This is a genomic window from Enterobacter sp. 302C9 (assembly GCF_034106085.1).
Taxonomy (GTDB): Bacteria; Pseudomonadota; Gammaproteobacteria; order Enterobacterales; family Enterobacteriaceae; genus Enterobacter; species Enterobacter asburiae_B.
In genome coordinates this window covers 434,887-451,635 of the sequence record NZ_JAWNBW010000001.1, presented here as the reverse complement: position 1 = coordinate 451,635, position 16,749 = coordinate 434,887, and the positions used below count along the sequence as shown (strand labels likewise).

Here is a 16,749-nt window from a genome sequence, read left to right as displayed (position 1 = left end):
TCTGGCTCTCCTTTCTTTTTGGAGTAACCTATTAAAAACGCTACACTAAAAACAATAACACATCAGGAAAGCAGACATGGCTCACTCCCATTCCCATTCACCCTCTCCCGGCAACGACAACGCTAAACGACTGATGCTGGCCTTTGGCGTTACCGCAACGTTTATGATTATCGAGGTCATTGGCGGCCTGATTTCCGGCTCTCTGGCGCTACTGGCCGATGCCGGACACATGCTGACCGATGCCGCAGCGCTGCTCTTCGCCCTGCTGGCGGTGCAGTTTGCGCGTCGTCCTCCCAATGCGCGCCATACCTTCGGCTGGCTGAGGCTGACAACCCTCGCCGCGTTTGTTAACGCTATTGCGCTGGTGGTCATTACCGTTCTTATCGTCTGGGAGGCCGTACAGCGCTTCAGACACCCGCAGCCGATCGCCGGGGCGACCATGATGGTGATTGCCGTGGCGGGGCTGCTGGCGAATATCCTCGCCTTCTGGATTTTGCACCGCGGCAGCGGGGAAAAGAACCTCAACGTGCGCGCTGCGGCTCTGCATGTTCTGGGTGATTTACTCGGCTCAGTCGGGGCGATTGTCGCCGCGCTGGTGATCCTCTACACCGGCTGGACGCCTGTCGATCCTATTCTGTCCGTGCTGGTGTCGTGTCTGGTCTTGCGCAGCGCCTGGCGGCTGCTGAAGGAGAGCGTGAATGAACTGCTTGAAGGGGCACCGGCATCGATGGATATTGACGAGCTAAAGCGCAACCTGCGCCGTTCAGTCCCGGAAGTGCGCAACGTTCATCACGTTCACGTCTGGCTGGTGGGGGAAAAACCGGTCATGACGCTGCACGTCCAGGTGATCCCGCCTCACGACCACGATGCGCTGCTTGAGCGCATCCAGCATTTTCTTGAACATCACTACGAAATTGGCCACGCCACCATCCAGATGGAGTATCAGCCCTGTAACGGGCCGGACTGCCACCTTAACGAGGCGCAGTCCGGACATTCACATCAGCATCACCACTAGCTGGAAAGCGCGTGAGAACCTCGCTCACGCGCGCTCTTAATCCACATCCGGCTGCCGTTCAGCGCAATGAAGGTCAGCAGCAGATATTCCAGCGACATCGCATAGACGCCCTGCAGGGCGAAGATCGCCACGCTGATCACGTTGATGATCACCCACAGCAGCCAGTTCTCAACGTATTTACGGGTCATCAGGATCATCGCCGCAATCGACAGCACCATCATGCAGGAATCCCAGAACGGGAAGGCATCCGGCTGGAGCTCGGGCATCGTCACGTTCAGGCCGAAACCGGACATGACCGAAACGGCAACGCGGGTCAGGAACGCAAACACCGGGTTGATATAGACGGTCATTAAACCAATGGCGACCACGCAGGCGACAAACCAGGCGATGGCTTTCGGCAATGGAAGCCAGCGGATCTGCAACTCTGCCTCCTGCTGGCTGTTCTGACGCGACCACGCGTACCAGCCGTAAATATTGGCGGCGAAGAAGAACAGCTGCAAAAGCAGGCTGGCGTACAGCTGGATCTGGAAGAAGATAATTGCAAACAGCGTAACGTTAATCAGCCCGAACGCGTAGTTGCTGATCTTCTCCAGGCTTGCCAGCCAGATACAGAGTAATCCCGCCAGCGTGCCAATGGCCTCAATCCATGACAGGTCATAGCCACCTGCACCAATCGGTATATGAACCAGAATGTTCTGCGTGCTAAAAAAATCCATCTTTTCCCCGGGGCGTTTTGAATTAAGTACGTAGTGTAGCCGCAAAATCCAGCATGCGGTTAAGCGGAATTAACGCACCTTCACGCAGGGCGGCATCCACATGGATTTCATGTGCTGCCCCGCTCGTCTCTAGCCCTTCGGCAATGGCCTTCAGGCCGTTCATCGCCATCCACGGGCAATGCGCACAGCTGCGGCACGTTGCGCCCTCACCTGCCGTTGGCGCTTCAAGGAGCTCTTTCTCCGGCACGGCCTGCTGCATCTTGTAGAAGATACCGCGATCGGTTGCCACGATGAGCTGTCTGTTAGGCAGCGTTCTGGCCGCGTTGATAAGCTGGCTGGTTGAGCCCACGGCGTCCGCCATCTCGACAATAGACTGCGGTGATTCAGGGTGAACAAGAATCGCGGCGTCAGGATAAAGTGCCTTCATGCGCGCCAGCGCCTGGGTTTTGAATTCGTCGTGCACAATGCAGGCACCCTGCCAGCAGAGAACGTCAGCCCCCGTCTGCTTCTGGACATAATTTCCAAGGTGGCGGTCAGGCGCCCAGATAATTTTCTCGCCCAGGCTATCCAGATGTTCAATCAGCTCAACGGCGATGCTGGAGGTGACAACCCAGTCTGCCCGTGCTTTTACCGCCGCAGAGGTGTTGGCGTAAACCACCACGGTCCGGTCAGGGTGGGCGTCACAGAAGGCCGTGAATTCGTCAATCGGGCAGCCGAGATCCAGTGAACACTCCGCGTTAAGCGTCGGCATCAGAATGGTTTTTTCAGGGCTCAGGATCTTTGCCGTTTCGCCCATAAAACGCACGCCAGCAACCAGCAGCGTGGAAGCAGGATGTTTTGCACCGAAGCGTGCCATCTCCAGTGAGTCGGAAATACAGCCGCCGGTCTCTTCCGCCAGCTGCTGAATTTCCGGGTCGGTGTAGTAATGGGCTACCATCACCGCATCTCGTTCTTTGAGAAGACGTTTGATCTTCTCACGGTAGAATTGCTTTTCGTCCTGGCTCAGCGGGACAGGCTTTGGCGGAAACGGATAGATTGCGGCTTCAGGATCAAACATCACACTCATTATGGCTTCTCGTTTTACGGGCTTAACAATATTGCCTTTCTTTTGCATGACATAGCAAAACGCATGGCAATTGTGTTTTGTATACTAAACAAGATAGCGAATATGAGAGGAAAAGTCACCGGAAATAGGTGCGGATAGCATTTGTCGGCTGGCGGCTTCGCCTTGCCCGACCTGCACAGACGGCAGATAGCAAAAAGGCGCCTTTAGGGCGCCTTTCTACACTGGTGGGTCGTGCAGGATTCGAACCTGCGACCAATTGATTAAAAGTCAACTGCTCTACCAACTGAGCTAACGACCCCTTGCGGGATGTACTTCAAATTTATTCAGGCTGGTGGGTCGTGCAGGATTCGAACCTGCGACCAATTGATTAAAAGTCAACTGCTCTACCAACTGAGCTAACGACCCTTTTGGGTGTTGCCTGAATTATCACTCGGAACCAATAAAATTGGTGGGTCGTGCAGGATTCGAACCTGCGACCAATTGATTAAAAGTCAACTGCTCTACCAACTGAGCTAACGACCCGAGTGGTGGGTGATGACGGGCTCGAACCGCCGACCCCCTCCGTGTAAAGGAGATGCTCTACCAACTGAGCTAATCACCCACTCTGTACTGCTGGTGTGCGTTAAGTGGTGGGTCGTGCAGGATGACTCGGCTTCGCCTCGCCCTACGGGCCGTTGCTGACGCAACGTTATCCTTCACGTTTTACTACTTCCACCTGACTTAGTGGTGGGTCGTGCAGGATTCGAACCTGCGACCAATTGATTAAAAGTCAACTGCTCTACCAACTGAGCTAACGACCCACTTTTACGCTGTTTTCACGTTGTTTGATATCCCGTGGCAACGGCGGCATATATTACTGATTTAAGAATTCAGCGCAACAAAAATTTCGATGAAGATCACTTAACTGCTTACGAATCATGCTGCACGACCAGAAATAACGCGATTTCTGGTCATGCGATAATCATCCCATCGAATTCAGACGTTTTTGCGCCTGCTTAGCACCTTCGGTACCCGGGAATTTGGAGACCACCTGCTGGTAAACCGCTTTGGCTTTCGCAGTGTCGCCTTTGTCCTGCATGATGACGCCCACTTTATACATCGCATCAGGCGCTTTTGGCGATTTCGGGTAATTTTTCACCACAGAGGCAAAATAAAACGCCGCATCGTCCTTTTTACCCTTGTTGTAATTCAGCTGACCAAGCCAGTAATTCGCATTTGGCTGATAAGTGGAATCAGGGTATTTCTTAACAAAGTTCTGAAACGCAGCAAGCGCGTCATCCTGACGAGATTGATCCTGCACCAGGGCAATGGCCGCGTTGTAGTCCGTATTCGCGTCACCGCTCTGTACAGGCGCACCTGTTGCAGCAGAAGCATCCGCAGCCGGAGCTGATGTCGCCGCACCGGTCTGATCGCCCGCGGCTGGCTGTGCTTGTGCTGCTGCACCACCGCTGCTCAGGCTATCTATCTGCAGCAAAATCTGCTTCTGACGTTCCACAACCTGGTTCAACTGATACTGGCTTTCCTGAATCTGGCCGCGGAGAGAGTCAATATCGTTTTGGTTATCAGAAAGTTGTTGCTGGAGTTGGGTTAAAAGCTGGCTGTGAGCGTTAGAAATACGCTCGAGTTGAGTGACCCGGTCTTCTACCGAGCCTGAGCCGACACTACTGATTGGTGCCTGAGCAAAAGCGGCCCAGGGGGCCGCTATTCCAACCAGTAACGACAGACTCAACAGATGATGTCTGAAGTTACTGCTCATGCAATTCTCTTAGTAAACCAGTACGGCACGACGGTTTTTGGAGTAAGCCGCTTCGTCGTGACCCAGTACTGCAGGTTTTTCTTTACCGTAAGAAACGATGGAGATCTGGTCAGCAGAAACGCCTTTACCCTGCAGGTACATTTTAACAGCGTTAGCACGACGTTCACCCAGGGAGATGTTGTACTCTGGAGTACCACGTTCGTCCGCGTGACCTTCTACGGTGACTTTGTAAGATGGGTTGCTACGCAGGAAGTTAGCGTGAGCATCCAGCATCGCAGCGAAGTCAGAACGGATGTCGTATTTATCCAGATCGAAGTAAACGATGTTGTTCTGCTGCAGCTGCTGCATCTGAAGACGCGCCTGCTCTTCAGAAGACATGTTGCCATTGCCGTTCGCGTCCATACCGGTGCCGGCACCCATCATGCCTTCGCCGCTCTGGTCATTGCTGGCGTTCTTGTTAGAAGAACACGCTGCGATTGCCATTACAGGCAGAGCGATCATCAGCCCCTTCAGCACTTTGTTCAGTTGCATTTCTATGATTCCTTTAGTAATCAATTAATTATTATTTACAGATACGGCGACCAGGCAGGTGATTTTACCTGTCCATCAGTTGCCGGAATACGCGCTTTGAAACGCCCATCTGTAGAAACCAGATTCAGCACAGATCCCATCCCCTGAGAAGAGCTGTAGATTACCATCGTGCCGTTAGGTGCCAGACTTGGCGTTTCATCCAGGAACGTTGACGACAGAACTTGAACGCCACCCGCTACCAGATCCTGTTTGGCAATGTGCTGCTGCCCACCGTTGGAGCTCACCATTACCATAAATTTACCGTCGCTGCTCACGTCTGAGTTCTGGTTCTGCGAACCTTCCCAGGTAATACGCTGCGGAGCACCGCCGTTGATGTTGACTTTATAGATTTGTGGACGGCCAGCCTGGTCAGAAGTAAACGCCAGGTTTTGACTATCCGGGAACCATGAAGGTTCAGTGTTGTTGCTGCGACCGTCGGTCACCTGACGGATCTGGCCAGAGCCAATGTCCATCACGTACAGGTTCAGGCTACCGGTTTTTGACAGCGCAAACGCCAGTTTAGACCCGTCCGGAGAGAAGGAAGGCGCACCGTTGTGACGTGGGAAAGACGCCACCTGACGAACAGCACCGTTTGCCAGCGTCTGGATAACCAGCGCTGAACGGCCACTTTCGAAGGTTACATAGGCCAGTTTAGAACCGTCCGGAGACCAGGCTGGAGACATCAGCGGCTGAGAAGAACGTTTCACCAGGAACTGGTTGTAGCCGTCGTAGTCAGATACGCGCAGCTCATACGGGAACTGACCACCGTTGGTCTGCACCACATAAGCAATACGGGTACGGAACGCCCCTTTAATGCCGGTCAGTTTTTCAAATACCGCATCGCTGGCAGCGTGTGCCGCGTAGCGCAGGTACTGCTTAGTGACCTTGTAAGAGTTCTGTGCCAAAACGGTACCCGGTGCACCGCCGGTATCCACCAGCTGCCAGGCCACGTTGTAAGAGCCGTCCGGGTTAGGCGTAACCTGACCCACAACCACGGCATCAATACCCAGTGCAGACCATGCTGCAGGCTGTACTTCCTGCGCGCTGCCCGGCTGCTGAGGCAGACGAGAACGATCTAACGGGTTGAATTTACCGCTGTTACGCAGGTCAGCCGCCACGATGCCACCGGCATCTTCAGGTGCAGCGCCAGGACCGGCCCACTGGAACGGAACAACACCGATTGGGCGTGCCGAGTCCACCCCCTGGGTGATCTCGATACGTACTTCTGCGTGCAGTACTGCTGCCCACAGCATTAAAAAACTAAATGCTACACGTAATGCCTGCTTCATCATATCTCCCTTATCCGGGTAACCTTACCCACGATAATTTAGCAGAATGTTAACAAACTCAAATAGACAAAACTACCAGAACCCTGTGACTAAACCTGGTCTATTTTTCCCCGTTTGCACGGGGAAAATGTAACTTAAGGTTTGAAGTCCAGCGGCGCATTTTTGAAGACTTCGTAAACTGCCTGAGACGGCGGTTTAGGCATCTTCGCCTGACGCGCTGCAGCTAGGGCCGCAGTACATAAAGCCGGGTCGCCACCTTCAGACTTAATATCCAGCAGCATGCCGTCCGGAGCCAGTTTTATACGCAACGTACACGTTTTACCGGTATAGGAAGACGCATCATAGAATCGGCTTTCAATAGCGGATTTAATCTGCGCGGCATAACCGTTGATTTCAGCCCCTGTCGCACCGTTACTCTTAGTGTTACCACTTCCCGTCGGCGCTGCGTTGTTTCCTTTCGCCCCACCGCCCGTTTTCGGTGCATTCTTACCGGAGCTTAAATCGCCCAGCAGATCGTCAACCCCTGCGGCAGCAGCGGCTTTTTCAGCAGCCGCGGCCTTTTTGGCCGCCGCTTTATCAGCAGCAGCTTTCTTATCGGCAGCGGCCTTCTCAGCTGCAGCTTTCTTATCGGCGGCAGCCTTCTCAGCTGCAGCTTTTTTATCGGCAGCGGCTTTTTCAGCGGCGGCAGCTTTTTCTGCAGCCGCTTTCTCAGCAGCAGCCGCTTTCTTCGCGGCCTCGGCAGCAGCTTTCTTCTCTGCTTCCTGAGCGGCTTTTTTCGCGGCTTCCGCTTCGGCTTTCTTCTGAGCATCAGCAGCGGCTTTCTTCGCCGCTTCCGCTTCAGCTTTCTTCTGAGCATCGGCAGCGGCTTTCTTCGCCGCTTCCGCTTCAGCTTTCTTCTGAGCATCAGCAGCGGCTTTCTTCGCTGCTTCTGCCGCTAATTTTGCCTGGGCATCAGCCTGTGCTTTCGCGTCCGCTGCGGCTTTTGCTGCCGCCTCTTCCGCCTGCTTTTGCTGTTCCTGTGCTTTCTTCGCGGCCTCTTCGGCTTGCTTCTGCTGTTCCGCCTGCTCTTTCGCAGCTTCCTGCGCCTGCAAACGCTCTTTCTCAAGCTGCTTCAGACGCTCCTGCTCTGCGGCCTGCTTTTCACGCAGTTCTTCCGCCTGCTGTTGCGACTGTTTTTCACGCTGCTCTTCAGCCCGTTTGGCACTCGCCTTCTGCTGCTGTTCGCGATTATAGTTCTGTACTACCGCACCGGGATCCACCATCACGGCGTCAATGGAAGACCCTCCACCGCCACCGGCTGATGCATCAATATGCTCGTCGAACGAACTCCAGATCAGCGCTGCAAAGAGAATCACGTGCAGCACTGCGGAGACGATTATCGCTCGCTTAAGCTTGTCGTTCTGTTCGGTTGCCTTTGACACTATCGGTTCCCAAAAACTACGCGGATGATCAAATAGGTTGGGTCATTAAGCCAACTGACTTAACACCCGCACTATGTAGCAAGTTCAGCGCTTTAATAATTTCATCGTAGGGTACGTCTTTCGCGCCACCGATTAAGAAGACCGTTTTCGGATTTGACTCCAGACGACGCTGCGCTTCAGCAATAACCTGCTCAGGCGGCAGCTGATCCATACGATCTTTCTCTACCACGACGCTGTATTGCCCTACGCCGGAAACCTCAATGATAACCGGAGGATCGTCATTGGTGCTCACCGCCTGTGATTCTGTCGCATCCGGCAGATCCACTTCCACGCTCTGGGTAATGATTGGCGCTGTCGCCATGAAGATCAGCAGCAGTACCAGCAGGACGTCCAGCAGTGGAACGATATTGATTTCGGACTTGAGCTCGCGACGACCTCGTCCACGCGATCTGGCCATGGTTTACCCCTTGTTGCTCTCGGTGCTGGTAAACGCCTGACGGTGCAGAATCGCAGTGAACTCTTCCATAAAGTTGTCGTAGTTCAGTTCCAGTTTGTTCACGCGCTGGTTCAGACGGTTGTAAGCCATAACCGCAGGAATTGCCGCAAACAGACCGATAGCGGTCGCAATCAGTGCTTCAGCGATACCCGGTGCAACCATCTGCAACGTCGCCTGCTTCACCGCGCCCAGCGCGATAAAGGCGTGCATGATCCCCCACACGGTACCAAACAGGCCGATATACGGGCTGATGGAACCGACAGTGCCGAGGAATGGAATATGCGTTTCGAGATTTTCCAGCTCACGGTTCATAGAGATACGCATCGCACGCGAGGCACCTTCTACAACCGCTTCCGGCGCATGATTGTTTGCACGATGCAGACGAGCAAACTCTTTGAAACCGCTATAAAAAATTTGCTCGGAGCCTGTAAGGTTTTCACGGCGTCCCTGGCTTTCCTGATAAAGACGAGAAAGCTCAATACCCGACCAGAACTTATCTTCAAACGCTTCAGCTTCACGGCCAGCGGCATTGAGGATACGCGTTCTCTGGATGATGATGGCCCAGGATGCGATTGAAAAACCAATCAAAATCAACATGATAAGTTTAACCAGAAGGCTTGCCTTCAGGAACAAATCAAGGATATTCATGTCAGTCACTGCTTAAACTCCGCGACAATAGACTTAGGAAGCGCACGAGGCTTCATTATGGTTGGATCAACACAAACAATCAGCACTTCAGCTGAGTTCAGTACGGTATTCTCTGCGTTGACTATCCGCTGCGTGAAAACCAGTGAGGTCCCGCGCATTGATGTAATTTCAGTTTGGACTTCGAGCATATCGTCGAGTCTGGCAGGCGCAAAATACTCAAGCGTCATCTTGCGTACCACGAAGGCAACTCGCTCAGCCAACAGCACCTGTTGACTAAAGTGATGATGGCGCAGCATCTCTGTGCGTGCCCGTTCATAAAAAGCAACGTAGCTGGCGTGGTAAACCACACCACCGGCATCGGTATCTTCGTAATAGACACGAACCGGCCATCGAAACAGCGTTGTATTCACTTTACATCCCGGTAATGCAACAAAAGTTAATGCTTTTAAACTTCGCTACTATACGCGCGGGAAAGAGGGTTGGGAATGGGAGAAAGTAAACGGAGAGTAAATTTTTATGGGCTCGGGTAAGCCCATAACGTTAACGGACATTTCTTATTCAGAAGAAGAAGAAAATCAAACCGGCGAGAAGCACCAGATCGGCAATCAGCGGGCAAAAAATTCCCTGCCAGTGAACGGCTTTCGGACGAAAGCCCACGCCGTGGATCACACCTGCGCACACCGCCCACATAATGAGAAAGCCGTGCCAGATTTCAAGCTCGCTGGTTTTCGCTGCAAAGCGCGAAGGGTCCCAGAAGATACAACCTGCCAGCAGTAATGCCATCACTAAAGAAAGCGCCCGTAGCGGGCGCTTATCCATTACCGCGTAAAGCGTCGCGATAATATTCATCAGTGTTTTTCTTCACCCGCTTTGGTCGCTTCGACGTGCTCAAGCGCCAGGGCAGTGATGACACCAAATGCACAGGCAAGAAGCGTCCCTAAAATCCATGCGAAATACCACATATTCAGCTCCTTACTTAGTACATAGAGTGGGTGTTGCTTTCGATATGTTCTTTAGTGATGCGACCGAACATTTTCCAGTAACACCAGGTGGTGTAGAGCAGGATAATCGGTACGAACACGCAAGCAACATACGTCATCAGGTTCAGCGTCAGCTGGCTGGACGTTGCGTCCCACATGGTCAGGCTAGCATTCAGCATGGTGCTGGATGGCATGACGAATGGGAACATCGCAATACCCGCCGTCAGGATGATGCACGCCAGGGTCAGCGAAGAGAACACGAACGCCAGCGCGCCTTTCTCCAGACGAGACGTCAACACGGTCAGCAGCGGCAGCAATACGCCCAGAGCCGGGATCGCCCACAGCGCAGGGGTGTTATTGAAGTTCACCAGCCAGGCGCCAGCCTGACGCGCCACTTCTTTGGTCAGCGGATTAGACGGCGCAGTATGGTTGATTGCAGACGTCACCACGTAGCCATCGATACCGTACACCACCCACACACCGGCCAGTGCGAAGCAGACCAGCGTCACCAGCGCAGCGACCTGAGCCGTCGCGCGAGAACGCAGGTGCAGTTCACCAACCGTACGCATCTGCAGATAGGTTGCGCCCTGAGTGATGATCATCGCCACGCTCACCACGCCGGCCAGCAGACCAAACGGATTCAGCAGCTGGAAGAAGTTACCGGTGTAGTAAAGACGCATGTATTCGTCCAGGTGGAACGGTACGCCCTGCAGCAGGTTACCGAACGCCACGCCGATCACCAGCGGTGGAACGAAGCTACCGATGAAGATGCCCCAGTCCCACATGTTGCGCCAGCGGGTGTCTTCAATCTTGGAACGGTAGTCGAAACCAACCGGACGGAAGAATAAAGAGGCCAGCACCAGAATCATCGCCACGTAGAAGCCGGAGAACGCAGCCGCGTAGACCATCGGCCAGGCAGCGAACAGCGCGCCGCCAGCGGTGATCAGCCACACCTGGTTACCGTCCCAGTGAGGGGCGATGGAGTTGATCATGATTCGACGCTCGGTGTCATTACGACCGAGGAAACGGGTGAGCATCCCCACCCCCATGTCGAAACCATCCGTGACGGCAAAACCGATCAGCAGAACGCCAACCAGCAGCCACCAGATAAAACGCAATACTTCATAATCGATCATTTGATGACTCCTGTCTTAGCGTGCCGGCTGAGTAGTCGCAGTGGACTGCTCGTAGTGATAGCGACCGGTTTTCAGGCTGCTTGGGCCAAGGCGCGCGAACTTGAACATCAGGAACAGTTCAGCCACCAGGAACAGGGTGTACAGACCACAAATCAGCAGCATGGAGAAGATCAGGTCGCCCGCTGTCAGGGACGAGTTCGCTACCGCCGTTGGCAGTACCTCACCAATCGCCCATGGCTGACGGCCGTACTCCGCAACAAACCAGCCGGATTCAATCGCGATCCACGGCAGTGGAATACCGTACAGCGCGGTGCGCAGCAGCCATTTTTTCTCGCCGATGCGGTTACGAATCACGGACCAGAAGGACGCCGCAATGATCAGCAGCATGATGATGCCGCAGCCCACCATGATACGGAATGCGAAGTACAGTGGCGCAACGCGTGGAATAGAATCTTTGGTTGCCATCTGGATCTGCGCTTCTGTCGCATCAGAAACGTTCGGGGTATAACGCTTCAGCAGCAAACCGTAACCCAGATCTTTCTTCACGTTGTTGAACTGGTCGCGAACGGCCTGGTCGGTAGAACCGGCACGCAGCTGTTCCAGCAGCGAGTAGGCTTTCATACCGTTACGGATACGCTCTTCGTGCTGAACCATCAGCTCTTTCAGACCGGTCACCTGCTTATCAACAGAACGGGTGGCGATGATACCCAGCGCATAAGGGATCTGAATGGCGAAGCGGTTTTCCTGCGCGTCCTGATCCGGAATACCGAACAGCGTAAAGGCAGCAGGCGCCGGTTGGGTTTCCCATTCGGCTTCGATGGCGGCCAGTTTGGTTTTCTGCACGTCACCCATTTCGTAACCGGATTCATCACCCAGAACGATAACAGAGAGGATTGCAGCCATACCGAAGCTTGCAGCGATAGCAAAGGAGCGCTTAGCAAAGGCGAAGTCACGACCGCGCAGCATGTAGTAAGAGCTGATGCCCAGTACAAACATCGCGCCGCACACATAGCCAGAAGCCACGGTGTGAACGAATTTAACCTGCGCAACCGGGTTGAGGACCAGCTCGGCAAAGCTGACCATCTCCATACGCATGGTTTCGAAGTTGAAATCAGACGCGATAGGGTTCTGCATCCAGCCGTTCGCCACCAGAATCCACAGCGCGGACAGGTTCGAACCTAATGCCACCAGCCAGGTCACCGCCATATGCTGGACTTTACCCAGACGGTCCCAGCCGAAGAAGAACAGACCTACAAAGGTGGATTCGAGGAAGAATGCCATCAGACCTTCAATGGCCAGCGGCGCACCGAAGATATCCCCTACATAGTGGGAATAGTAAGACCAGTTAGTCCCGAACTGGAACTCCATGGTCAAACCGGTTGCCACGCCCAGCGCGAAGTTGATACCAAACAACTTGCCCCAGAACTTGGTCATATCTTTATAAATCTGTTTGCCGGAGAGAACGTATACCGTTTCCATAATGGCCAGCAGGAACGCCATACCGAGCGTCAGTGGCACAAACAGGAAGTGGTACATCGCGGTCAAGGCAAACTGTAAGCGCGACAGTTCGACTATATCTAACATCATGACTCCTTGCTCATCGCATGAAGACTCCGAGAGTGAACCCCGTCAGAGAGAGATCCACACGCATGCCCCAATACAAATTATTCGCATCCTTGTCGTCGTTATTACCCTGAAGGAGGATAAAAACGATGACGTGAGGTTACAAATACGTTAATAAAAAACTCAAATTGATCCCGCAAATATAATACGCTGCAAAACCCTTACAATAAACAGGTTTTTATTGAATCACATTTACGTTTTTCGACGGCGATCAATTTATAGCAAAATTACCACTTTTCGGCCATTTTGATCGGGGACAATTTACCGCCTTTTGATGGGTTTTTCCAAGGATTAAACATTGATTTAAATCAAAAACAATCCGTTGTGTTAAATGTGTTTTGATGTGGTGAACATAGTAAAAACCATGTTAAAGATATGTATATAAAATACAATTAAGGTTATCAAGTCGATTGATGAATATAAACAGAAGTGATTTTTATTAACTCAGAAGCCCGAATGCCTAATTTATTCAGGACATAAATTTTAGTGCGTTTTTCGTTTTTTTCCATCCGCCCTCTTTAAGGTAAATAAATAACAATTATTTTACTTTTACCCCCCTCTCTAATTAACACCATTTAGTGACTATTGCATGACGCCCGGCAGGCAATAAAAAAGGCCGCTTTACAGCGGCCAACCATGTCGAAACGGACATTTTTATACTTCAACGCCCCCCTTTCGGGGAGCAGAGAGGACTTACTTAATGATGGATTTCAGTGCTTCGCCGATATCCGCCAGGCTGCGAACGGTTTTCACGCCTGCGGCTTCCAGCGCTGCGAATTTCTCATCAGCCGTACCTTTACCACCGGCAATGATCGCGCCTGCGTGACCCATACGCTTGCCTTTCGGCGCGGTCACACCCGCAATGTAACCGACAACTGGCTTGGTCACGTGTTCTTTGATGTAAGCAGCGGCTTCTTCTTCCGCGCTACCGCCGATCTCACCGATCATCACGATCGCTTCGGTCTGTGGATCTTCCTGGAACAGCTTCAGGATGTCGATGAAGTTAGAGCCCGGGATCGGGTCACCGCCGATGCCCACGCAGGTGGACTGGCCGAAGCCGTAATCGGTGGTCTGCTTAACGGCTTCATAGGTCAGCGTACCGGAACGAGACACGATGCCCACTTTACCCGGCTTGTGAATGTGGCCAGGCATGATGCCGATTTTGCACTCGCCCGGGGTGATAACGCCAGGGCAGTTCGGGCCGATCATGCGCACGCCTGCTTCATCCAGCTTCACCTTCACGGTCAGCATATCCAGCGTCGGGATGCCTTCAGTGATGGTGATGATCAGCTTGATGCCTGCGTCGATCGCTTCCAGAATGGAGTCTTTGCAGAACGGTGCCGGAACGTAGATCACGGTCGCGGTTGCGCCCGTCGCTTCTACGGCTTCACGCACGGTGTTGAATACCGGCAGGCCCAGATGCGTGGTGCCGCCTTTACCTGGCGTTACGCCGCCAACCATCTGCGTGCCGTAGGCAATCGCCTGTTCGGAGTGGAAAGTCCCCTGGCTACCGGTGAAGCCCTGGCAGATAACCTTGGTATCTTTATTAATTAAAACTGACATTATTTCCCCTCCACTGCGGCAACAACCTGCTGAGCTGCATCCGTCAGACTTTTCGCTGCAATAATATTCAGGCCGCTGTCAGCCAGTTTTTTCGCGCCGAGTTCAGCGTTGTTACCTTCCAGACGCACAACCACCGGAACGTTAACACCCACTTCTTCTACCGCACCGATGATACCGTCGGCGATCAGGTCGCAACGAACGATGCCGCCGAAGATGTTAACCAGAACGGCCTTCACGTTGTCGTCAGAGAGGATGATTTTGAACGCTTCGGTTACGCGCTCTTTGGTTGCGCCACCGCCTACGTCGAGGAAGTTTGCTGGCTCACCGCCGTGCAGCTTAACGATGTCCATGGTGCCCATTGCCAGGCCCGCACCGTTAACCATGCAGCCGATGTTGCCGTCCAGCGCTACGTAGTTCAGCTCCCACTGTGCAGCCTGCGCTTCACGCGGATCTTCCTGAGACTGATCGCGCATTTCGCGCAGATCGGACTGGCGGAACAGCGCGTTGCCGTCAGCGCCCAGCTTGCCGTCGAGGCAGATCAGGTCGCCCTGGGTGGTGATCACCAGCGGGTTGATCTCGATCAGCGCCAGGTCGCGCTCCAGGAAGATGTTCGCCAGACCCATGAAGATCTTGGTGAACTGCTGAACCAGCTTGCCTTCCAGGCCCAGTTTGAACGCCAGCTCGCGACCCTGGTAAGGCATTGGACCTGCCAGCGGATCGATTGCCACTTTGTGGATCAGGTGCGGGGTCTCTTCCGCCACTTTTTCGATTTCCACGCCGCCTTCGGTAGACGCCATGAACACCACGCGACGGGAGCTACGGTCAACAACCGCGCCCAGGTACAGTTCTTTCGCGATATCGGTCGCCGCTTCAACCAGGATCTGGTTAACCGGCTGGCCGTTCGCATCTGTCTGGTACGTTACCAGACGCTTGCCGAGCCAATGTTCAGCAAACGCACGAATCTCTTCTTTGCTCTTAACAACCTTCACACCGCCCGCTTTACCACGGCCACCAGCGTGAACCTGACACTTAACTACCCAAGGGCCGGAACCGATTTTAGATGCGGCTTCTTCTGCTTCACGCGGGGTAGTACAGGCATAACCCACCGGAGCCGGTAAGCCATACCGGGCAAACAGCTGTTTGGCCTGATATTCATGTAAGTTCATGTGTTCTATCCATCCTTCAGGTAATCGTTAGGTCGTGCTTTTATTGGCCCGGCAGCCATACGACGCCGGGCAAGACTGCAAAACTAGACGTCCAGCAGCAGACGGGTTGGATCTTCCAGCAGCTCTTTAATCGCGACCAGGAAGCCCACGGACTCGCGGCCGTCGATCAGGCGGTGATCGTAAGAGAGCGCCAGGTACATCATCGGCAGGATCTCAACTTTACCGTCTACCGCCATCGGGCGATCTTTAATGGCATGCATACCCAGGATCGCGCTCTGCGGCGGGTTAATGATCGGGGTAGACATCAGCGAGCCGAATACGCCGCCGTTGGTAATGGTGAAGTTACCGCCGGTCAGGTCGTCTACGGTCAGCTTGCCGTCGCGGCCTTTTACAGCCAGCTCTTTAATGTTTTTCTCGATGTCAGCCATACCCAGGGTATCCACATCACGCAGAACCGGCGTTACCAGGCCGCGTGGGGTAGAAACCGCCATGCTGACGTCGAAATAGTTGTGGTAAACCACGTCATCGCCATCGATAGACGCGTTCACTTCCGGGTAGCGTTTCAGCGCTTCAACTACCGCTTTTACATAGAAGGACATAAAGCCCAGACGGATACCGTGACGTTTTTCAAACGCGTCACCGTACTGCTTACGCAGGTCCATGATTGGCTTCATGTTCACTTCGTTGAAGGTGGTCAGCATCGCGGTGGAGTTTTTCGCTTCCAGCAGACGCTCGGCCACGCGCTTGCGCAGGCGAGTCATCGGCACGCGTTTTTCGCTGCGGGCACCCAGAGCAGGCTGTGCTGCTGGTGCTGCCGCAGGGGCTTTCGCTTCTGCCTGAGCAGGCGCTTTCGCCAGGTGTTTGTCGATGTCTTCGCGGGTCAGACGACCGCCCACACCGGTGCCTTTGATGGCCGCCGGGTCAAGGCTGTGTTCAGCCAGCAGGCGACGGATCGCCGGGCTGAGAGCGTCGTTAGACTGTTCTTCCAGAGAAGCCTGCTGGCGCTGAGCCGGCGTAGAGGCTTTCTCTTCAGATTTCGCGCTGGACTCTTTGCCCGCGCTGTTGCCTTCACGCAGGCGACCCAGGATCTGACGAGAGGTTACGGTGGTACCTTCATCTTCCAGCACCGCGTCCAGAACGCCATCCGCCGAAGCCGGTACTTCCAGTACCACTTTGTCAGTTTCGATTTCTACCAGCACTTCATCGCGCTTAACGGCATCGCCTGGTTTTTTGTGCCAGGTAGCGACGGTCGCATCTGCTACGGATTCAGGCAGGTCGGGAACAAGAATATCTACGCTACTCAT

Annotated in this window: 17 protein-coding genes and 5 tRNA genes; 1 reads left to right on the top strand and 21 read right to left on the bottom strand. The window is 53.8% G+C overall.

The genetic code is table 11. The features are described from left to right. Positions 1-76 precede the first annotated feature (76 nt). On the top strand, positions 77-1,015 hold the full coding sequence (gene zitB, locus UR289_RS02195; protein WP_033144958.1) for a CDF family zinc transporter ZitB: 939 nt from the start codon (positions 77-79) through the stop codon (positions 1,013-1,015). Here zitB and pnuC read toward each other — a convergent pair. From pnuC to odhB, 21 genes are all read right to left on the bottom strand, one after another. Next, positions 1,012-1,731: a nicotinamide riboside transporter PnuC gene (gene pnuC, locus UR289_RS02190; RefSeq protein WP_094934374.1), complete on the bottom strand. Its 720-nt coding sequence runs from the start codon at positions 1,729-1,731 to the stop codon at positions 1,012-1,014. The genes zitB and pnuC overlap by 4 nt on opposite strands. A 22-nt stretch (positions 1,732-1,753) precedes the next feature. Further along, positions 1,754-2,797 carry a quinolinate synthase NadA gene (nadA, locus tag UR289_RS02185; RefSeq protein WP_167818321.1) on the bottom strand — a complete coding sequence of 348 codons (1,044 nt, stop codon included), beginning with the start codon at positions 2,795-2,797 and terminating at the stop codon, positions 1,754-1,756. Positions 2,798-3,019: 222 nt separating this feature from the next. After that, positions 3,020-3,095, bottom strand: a tRNA-Lys gene (locus UR289_RS02180). A gap of 31 nt (positions 3,096-3,126) precedes the next feature. Then, a tRNA-Lys gene (locus tag UR289_RS02175) sits at positions 3,127-3,202 on the bottom strand. Between the two features lie 41 nt (positions 3,203-3,243). After that, positions 3,244-3,319 (bottom strand) — tRNA-Lys (locus tag UR289_RS02170). Between the two features lie 3 nt (positions 3,320-3,322). Beyond that, a tRNA-Val gene (locus UR289_RS02165) sits at positions 3,323-3,398 on the bottom strand. Between the two features lie 123 nt (positions 3,399-3,521). After that, a tRNA-Lys gene (locus UR289_RS02160) sits at positions 3,522-3,597 on the bottom strand. A 161-nt stretch (positions 3,598-3,758) separates the two neighbouring features. Continuing rightward, the gene (gene cpoB / locus UR289_RS02155; RefSeq protein WP_048976319.1) at positions 3,759-4,553 is read right to left on the bottom strand and encodes a cell division protein CpoB; all 795 of its coding nucleotides are present in this window, start codon (positions 4,551-4,553) and stop codon (positions 3,759-3,761) included. Positions 4,554-4,562: 9 nt separating this feature from the next. After that, positions 4,563-5,084, bottom strand: a complete 522-nt coding sequence (pal, locus tag UR289_RS02150) for a peptidoglycan-associated lipoprotein Pal (RefSeq protein ID WP_003858578.1) — start codon at positions 5,082-5,084, stop codon at positions 4,563-4,565. Between the two features lie 35 nt (positions 5,085-5,119). Further along, the gene (gene tolB, locus UR289_RS02145) at positions 5,120-6,412 is read right to left on the bottom strand and encodes a Tol-Pal system beta propeller repeat protein TolB (RefSeq protein WP_008501103.1); all 1,293 of its coding nucleotides are present in this window, start codon (positions 6,410-6,412) and stop codon (positions 5,120-5,122) included. 134 nt (positions 6,413-6,546) lie between these two features. Continuing rightward, positions 6,547-7,833, bottom strand: a complete 1,287-nt coding sequence (gene tolA, locus UR289_RS02140; RefSeq protein ID WP_029740419.1) for a cell envelope integrity protein TolA — start codon at positions 7,831-7,833, stop codon at positions 6,547-6,549. 28 nt (positions 7,834-7,861) lie between these two features. Beyond that, positions 7,862-8,290, bottom strand: a complete 429-nt coding sequence (tolR, locus tag UR289_RS02135; RefSeq protein WP_003858589.1) for a colicin uptake protein TolR — start codon at positions 8,288-8,290, stop codon at positions 7,862-7,864. Positions 8,291-8,293: 3 nt separating this feature from the next. After that, a complete protein-coding gene (gene tolQ / locus UR289_RS02130) occupies positions 8,294-8,986 on the bottom strand; it encodes a Tol-Pal system protein TolQ (RefSeq protein ID WP_008501101.1) in 693 nt (230 codons plus the stop codon). Further along, positions 8,983-9,387 (bottom strand): tol-pal system-associated acyl-CoA thioesterase, encoded by a 405-nt coding sequence (ybgC, locus tag UR289_RS02125; RefSeq protein WP_003858593.1) that lies wholly within the window; start codon positions 9,385-9,387, stop codon positions 8,983-8,985. Before ybgC ends, tolQ begins: the two co-directional genes overlap by 4 nt. A 148-nt stretch (positions 9,388-9,535) precedes the next feature. Then, on the bottom strand, positions 9,536-9,826 hold the full coding sequence (gene ybgE, locus UR289_RS02120) for a cyd operon protein YbgE (protein WP_010428735.1): 291 nt from the start codon (positions 9,824-9,826) through the stop codon (positions 9,536-9,538). Next, on the bottom strand, positions 9,826-9,939 hold the full coding sequence (gene cydX, locus UR289_RS02115) for a cytochrome bd-I oxidase subunit CydX (protein ID WP_003858598.1): 114 nt from the start codon (positions 9,937-9,939) through the stop codon (positions 9,826-9,828). Before cydX ends, ybgE begins: the two co-directional genes overlap by 1 nt. 14 nt (positions 9,940-9,953) lie before the next feature. Beyond that, positions 9,954-11,093, bottom strand: a complete 1,140-nt coding sequence (gene cydB / locus UR289_RS02110; RefSeq protein WP_039261312.1) for a cytochrome d ubiquinol oxidase subunit II — start codon at positions 11,091-11,093, stop codon at positions 9,954-9,956. 15 nt (positions 11,094-11,108) lie between these two features. Further along, the gene (gene cydA / locus UR289_RS02105) at positions 11,109-12,677 is read right to left on the bottom strand and encodes a cytochrome ubiquinol oxidase subunit I (RefSeq protein WP_023310795.1); all 1,569 of its coding nucleotides are present in this window, start codon (positions 12,675-12,677) and stop codon (positions 11,109-11,111) included. A 732-nt stretch (positions 12,678-13,409) separates the two neighbouring features. Then, positions 13,410-14,279 carry a succinate--CoA ligase subunit alpha gene (gene sucD / locus UR289_RS02100; protein ID WP_008501094.1) on the bottom strand — a complete coding sequence of 290 codons (870 nt, stop codon included), beginning with the start codon at positions 14,277-14,279 and terminating at the stop codon, positions 13,410-13,412. Beyond that, a complete protein-coding gene (gene sucC / locus UR289_RS02095; protein WP_023310791.1) occupies positions 14,279-15,445 on the bottom strand; it encodes an ADP-forming succinate--CoA ligase subunit beta in 1,167 nt (388 codons plus the stop codon). The genes sucD and sucC overlap by 1 nt, the downstream gene beginning before the upstream one ends. An 83-nt stretch (positions 15,446-15,528) precedes the next feature. Then, a complete protein-coding gene (gene odhB, locus UR289_RS02090) occupies positions 15,529-16,749 on the bottom strand; it encodes a 2-oxoglutarate dehydrogenase complex dihydrolipoyllysine-residue succinyltransferase (protein WP_008501093.1) in 1,221 nt (406 codons plus the stop codon).

Coding starts and splice junctions, on each gene's coding strand:
- ybgE (WP_010428735.1), bottom strand. CDS start 9,826: ATGAATATTATCGCGACGCTTTACGCGGTAATGGATAAGCGCCCGCTA.
- cydB (WP_039261312.1), bottom strand. CDS start 11,093: ATGATCGATTATGAAGTATTGCGTTTTATCTGGTGGCTGCTGGTTGGC.
- odhB (WP_008501093.1), bottom strand. CDS start 16,749: ATGAGTAGCGTAGATATTCTTGTTCCCGACCTGCCTGAATCCGTAGCA.
- pal (WP_003858578.1), bottom strand. CDS start 5,084: ATGCAACTGAACAAAGTGCTGAAGGGGCTGATGATCGCTCTGCCTGTA.
- tolR (WP_003858589.1), bottom strand. CDS start 8,290: ATGGCCAGATCGCGTGGACGAGGTCGTCGCGAGCTCAAGTCCGAAATC.
- cydA (WP_023310795.1), bottom strand. CDS start 12,677: ATGTTAGATATAGTCGAACTGTCGCGCTTACAGTTTGCCTTGACCGCG.
- sucC (WP_023310791.1), bottom strand. CDS start 15,445: ATGAACTTACATGAATATCAGGCCAAACAGCTGTTTGCCCGGTATGGC.
- tolB (WP_008501103.1), bottom strand. CDS start 6,412: ATGAAGCAGGCATTACGTGTAGCATTTAGTTTTTTAATGCTGTGGGCA.
- cpoB (WP_048976319.1), bottom strand. CDS start 4,553: ATGAGCAGTAACTTCAGACATCATCTGTTGAGTCTGTCGTTACTGGTT.
- cydX (WP_003858598.1), bottom strand. CDS start 9,939: ATGTGGTATTTCGCATGGATTTTAGGGACGCTTCTTGCCTGTGCATTT.
- sucD (WP_008501094.1), bottom strand. CDS start 14,279: ATGTCAGTTTTAATTAATAAAGATACCAAGGTTATCTGCCAGGGCTTC.
- nadA (WP_167818321.1), bottom strand. CDS start 2,797: ATGAGTGTGATGTTTGATCCTGAAGCCGCAATCTATCCGTTTCCGCCA.
- zitB (WP_033144958.1), top strand. CDS start 77: ATGGCTCACTCCCATTCCCATTCACCCTCTCCCGGCAACGACAACGCT.
- pnuC (WP_094934374.1), bottom strand. CDS start 1,731: ATGGATTTTTTTAGCACGCAGAACATTCTGGTTCATATACCGATTGGT.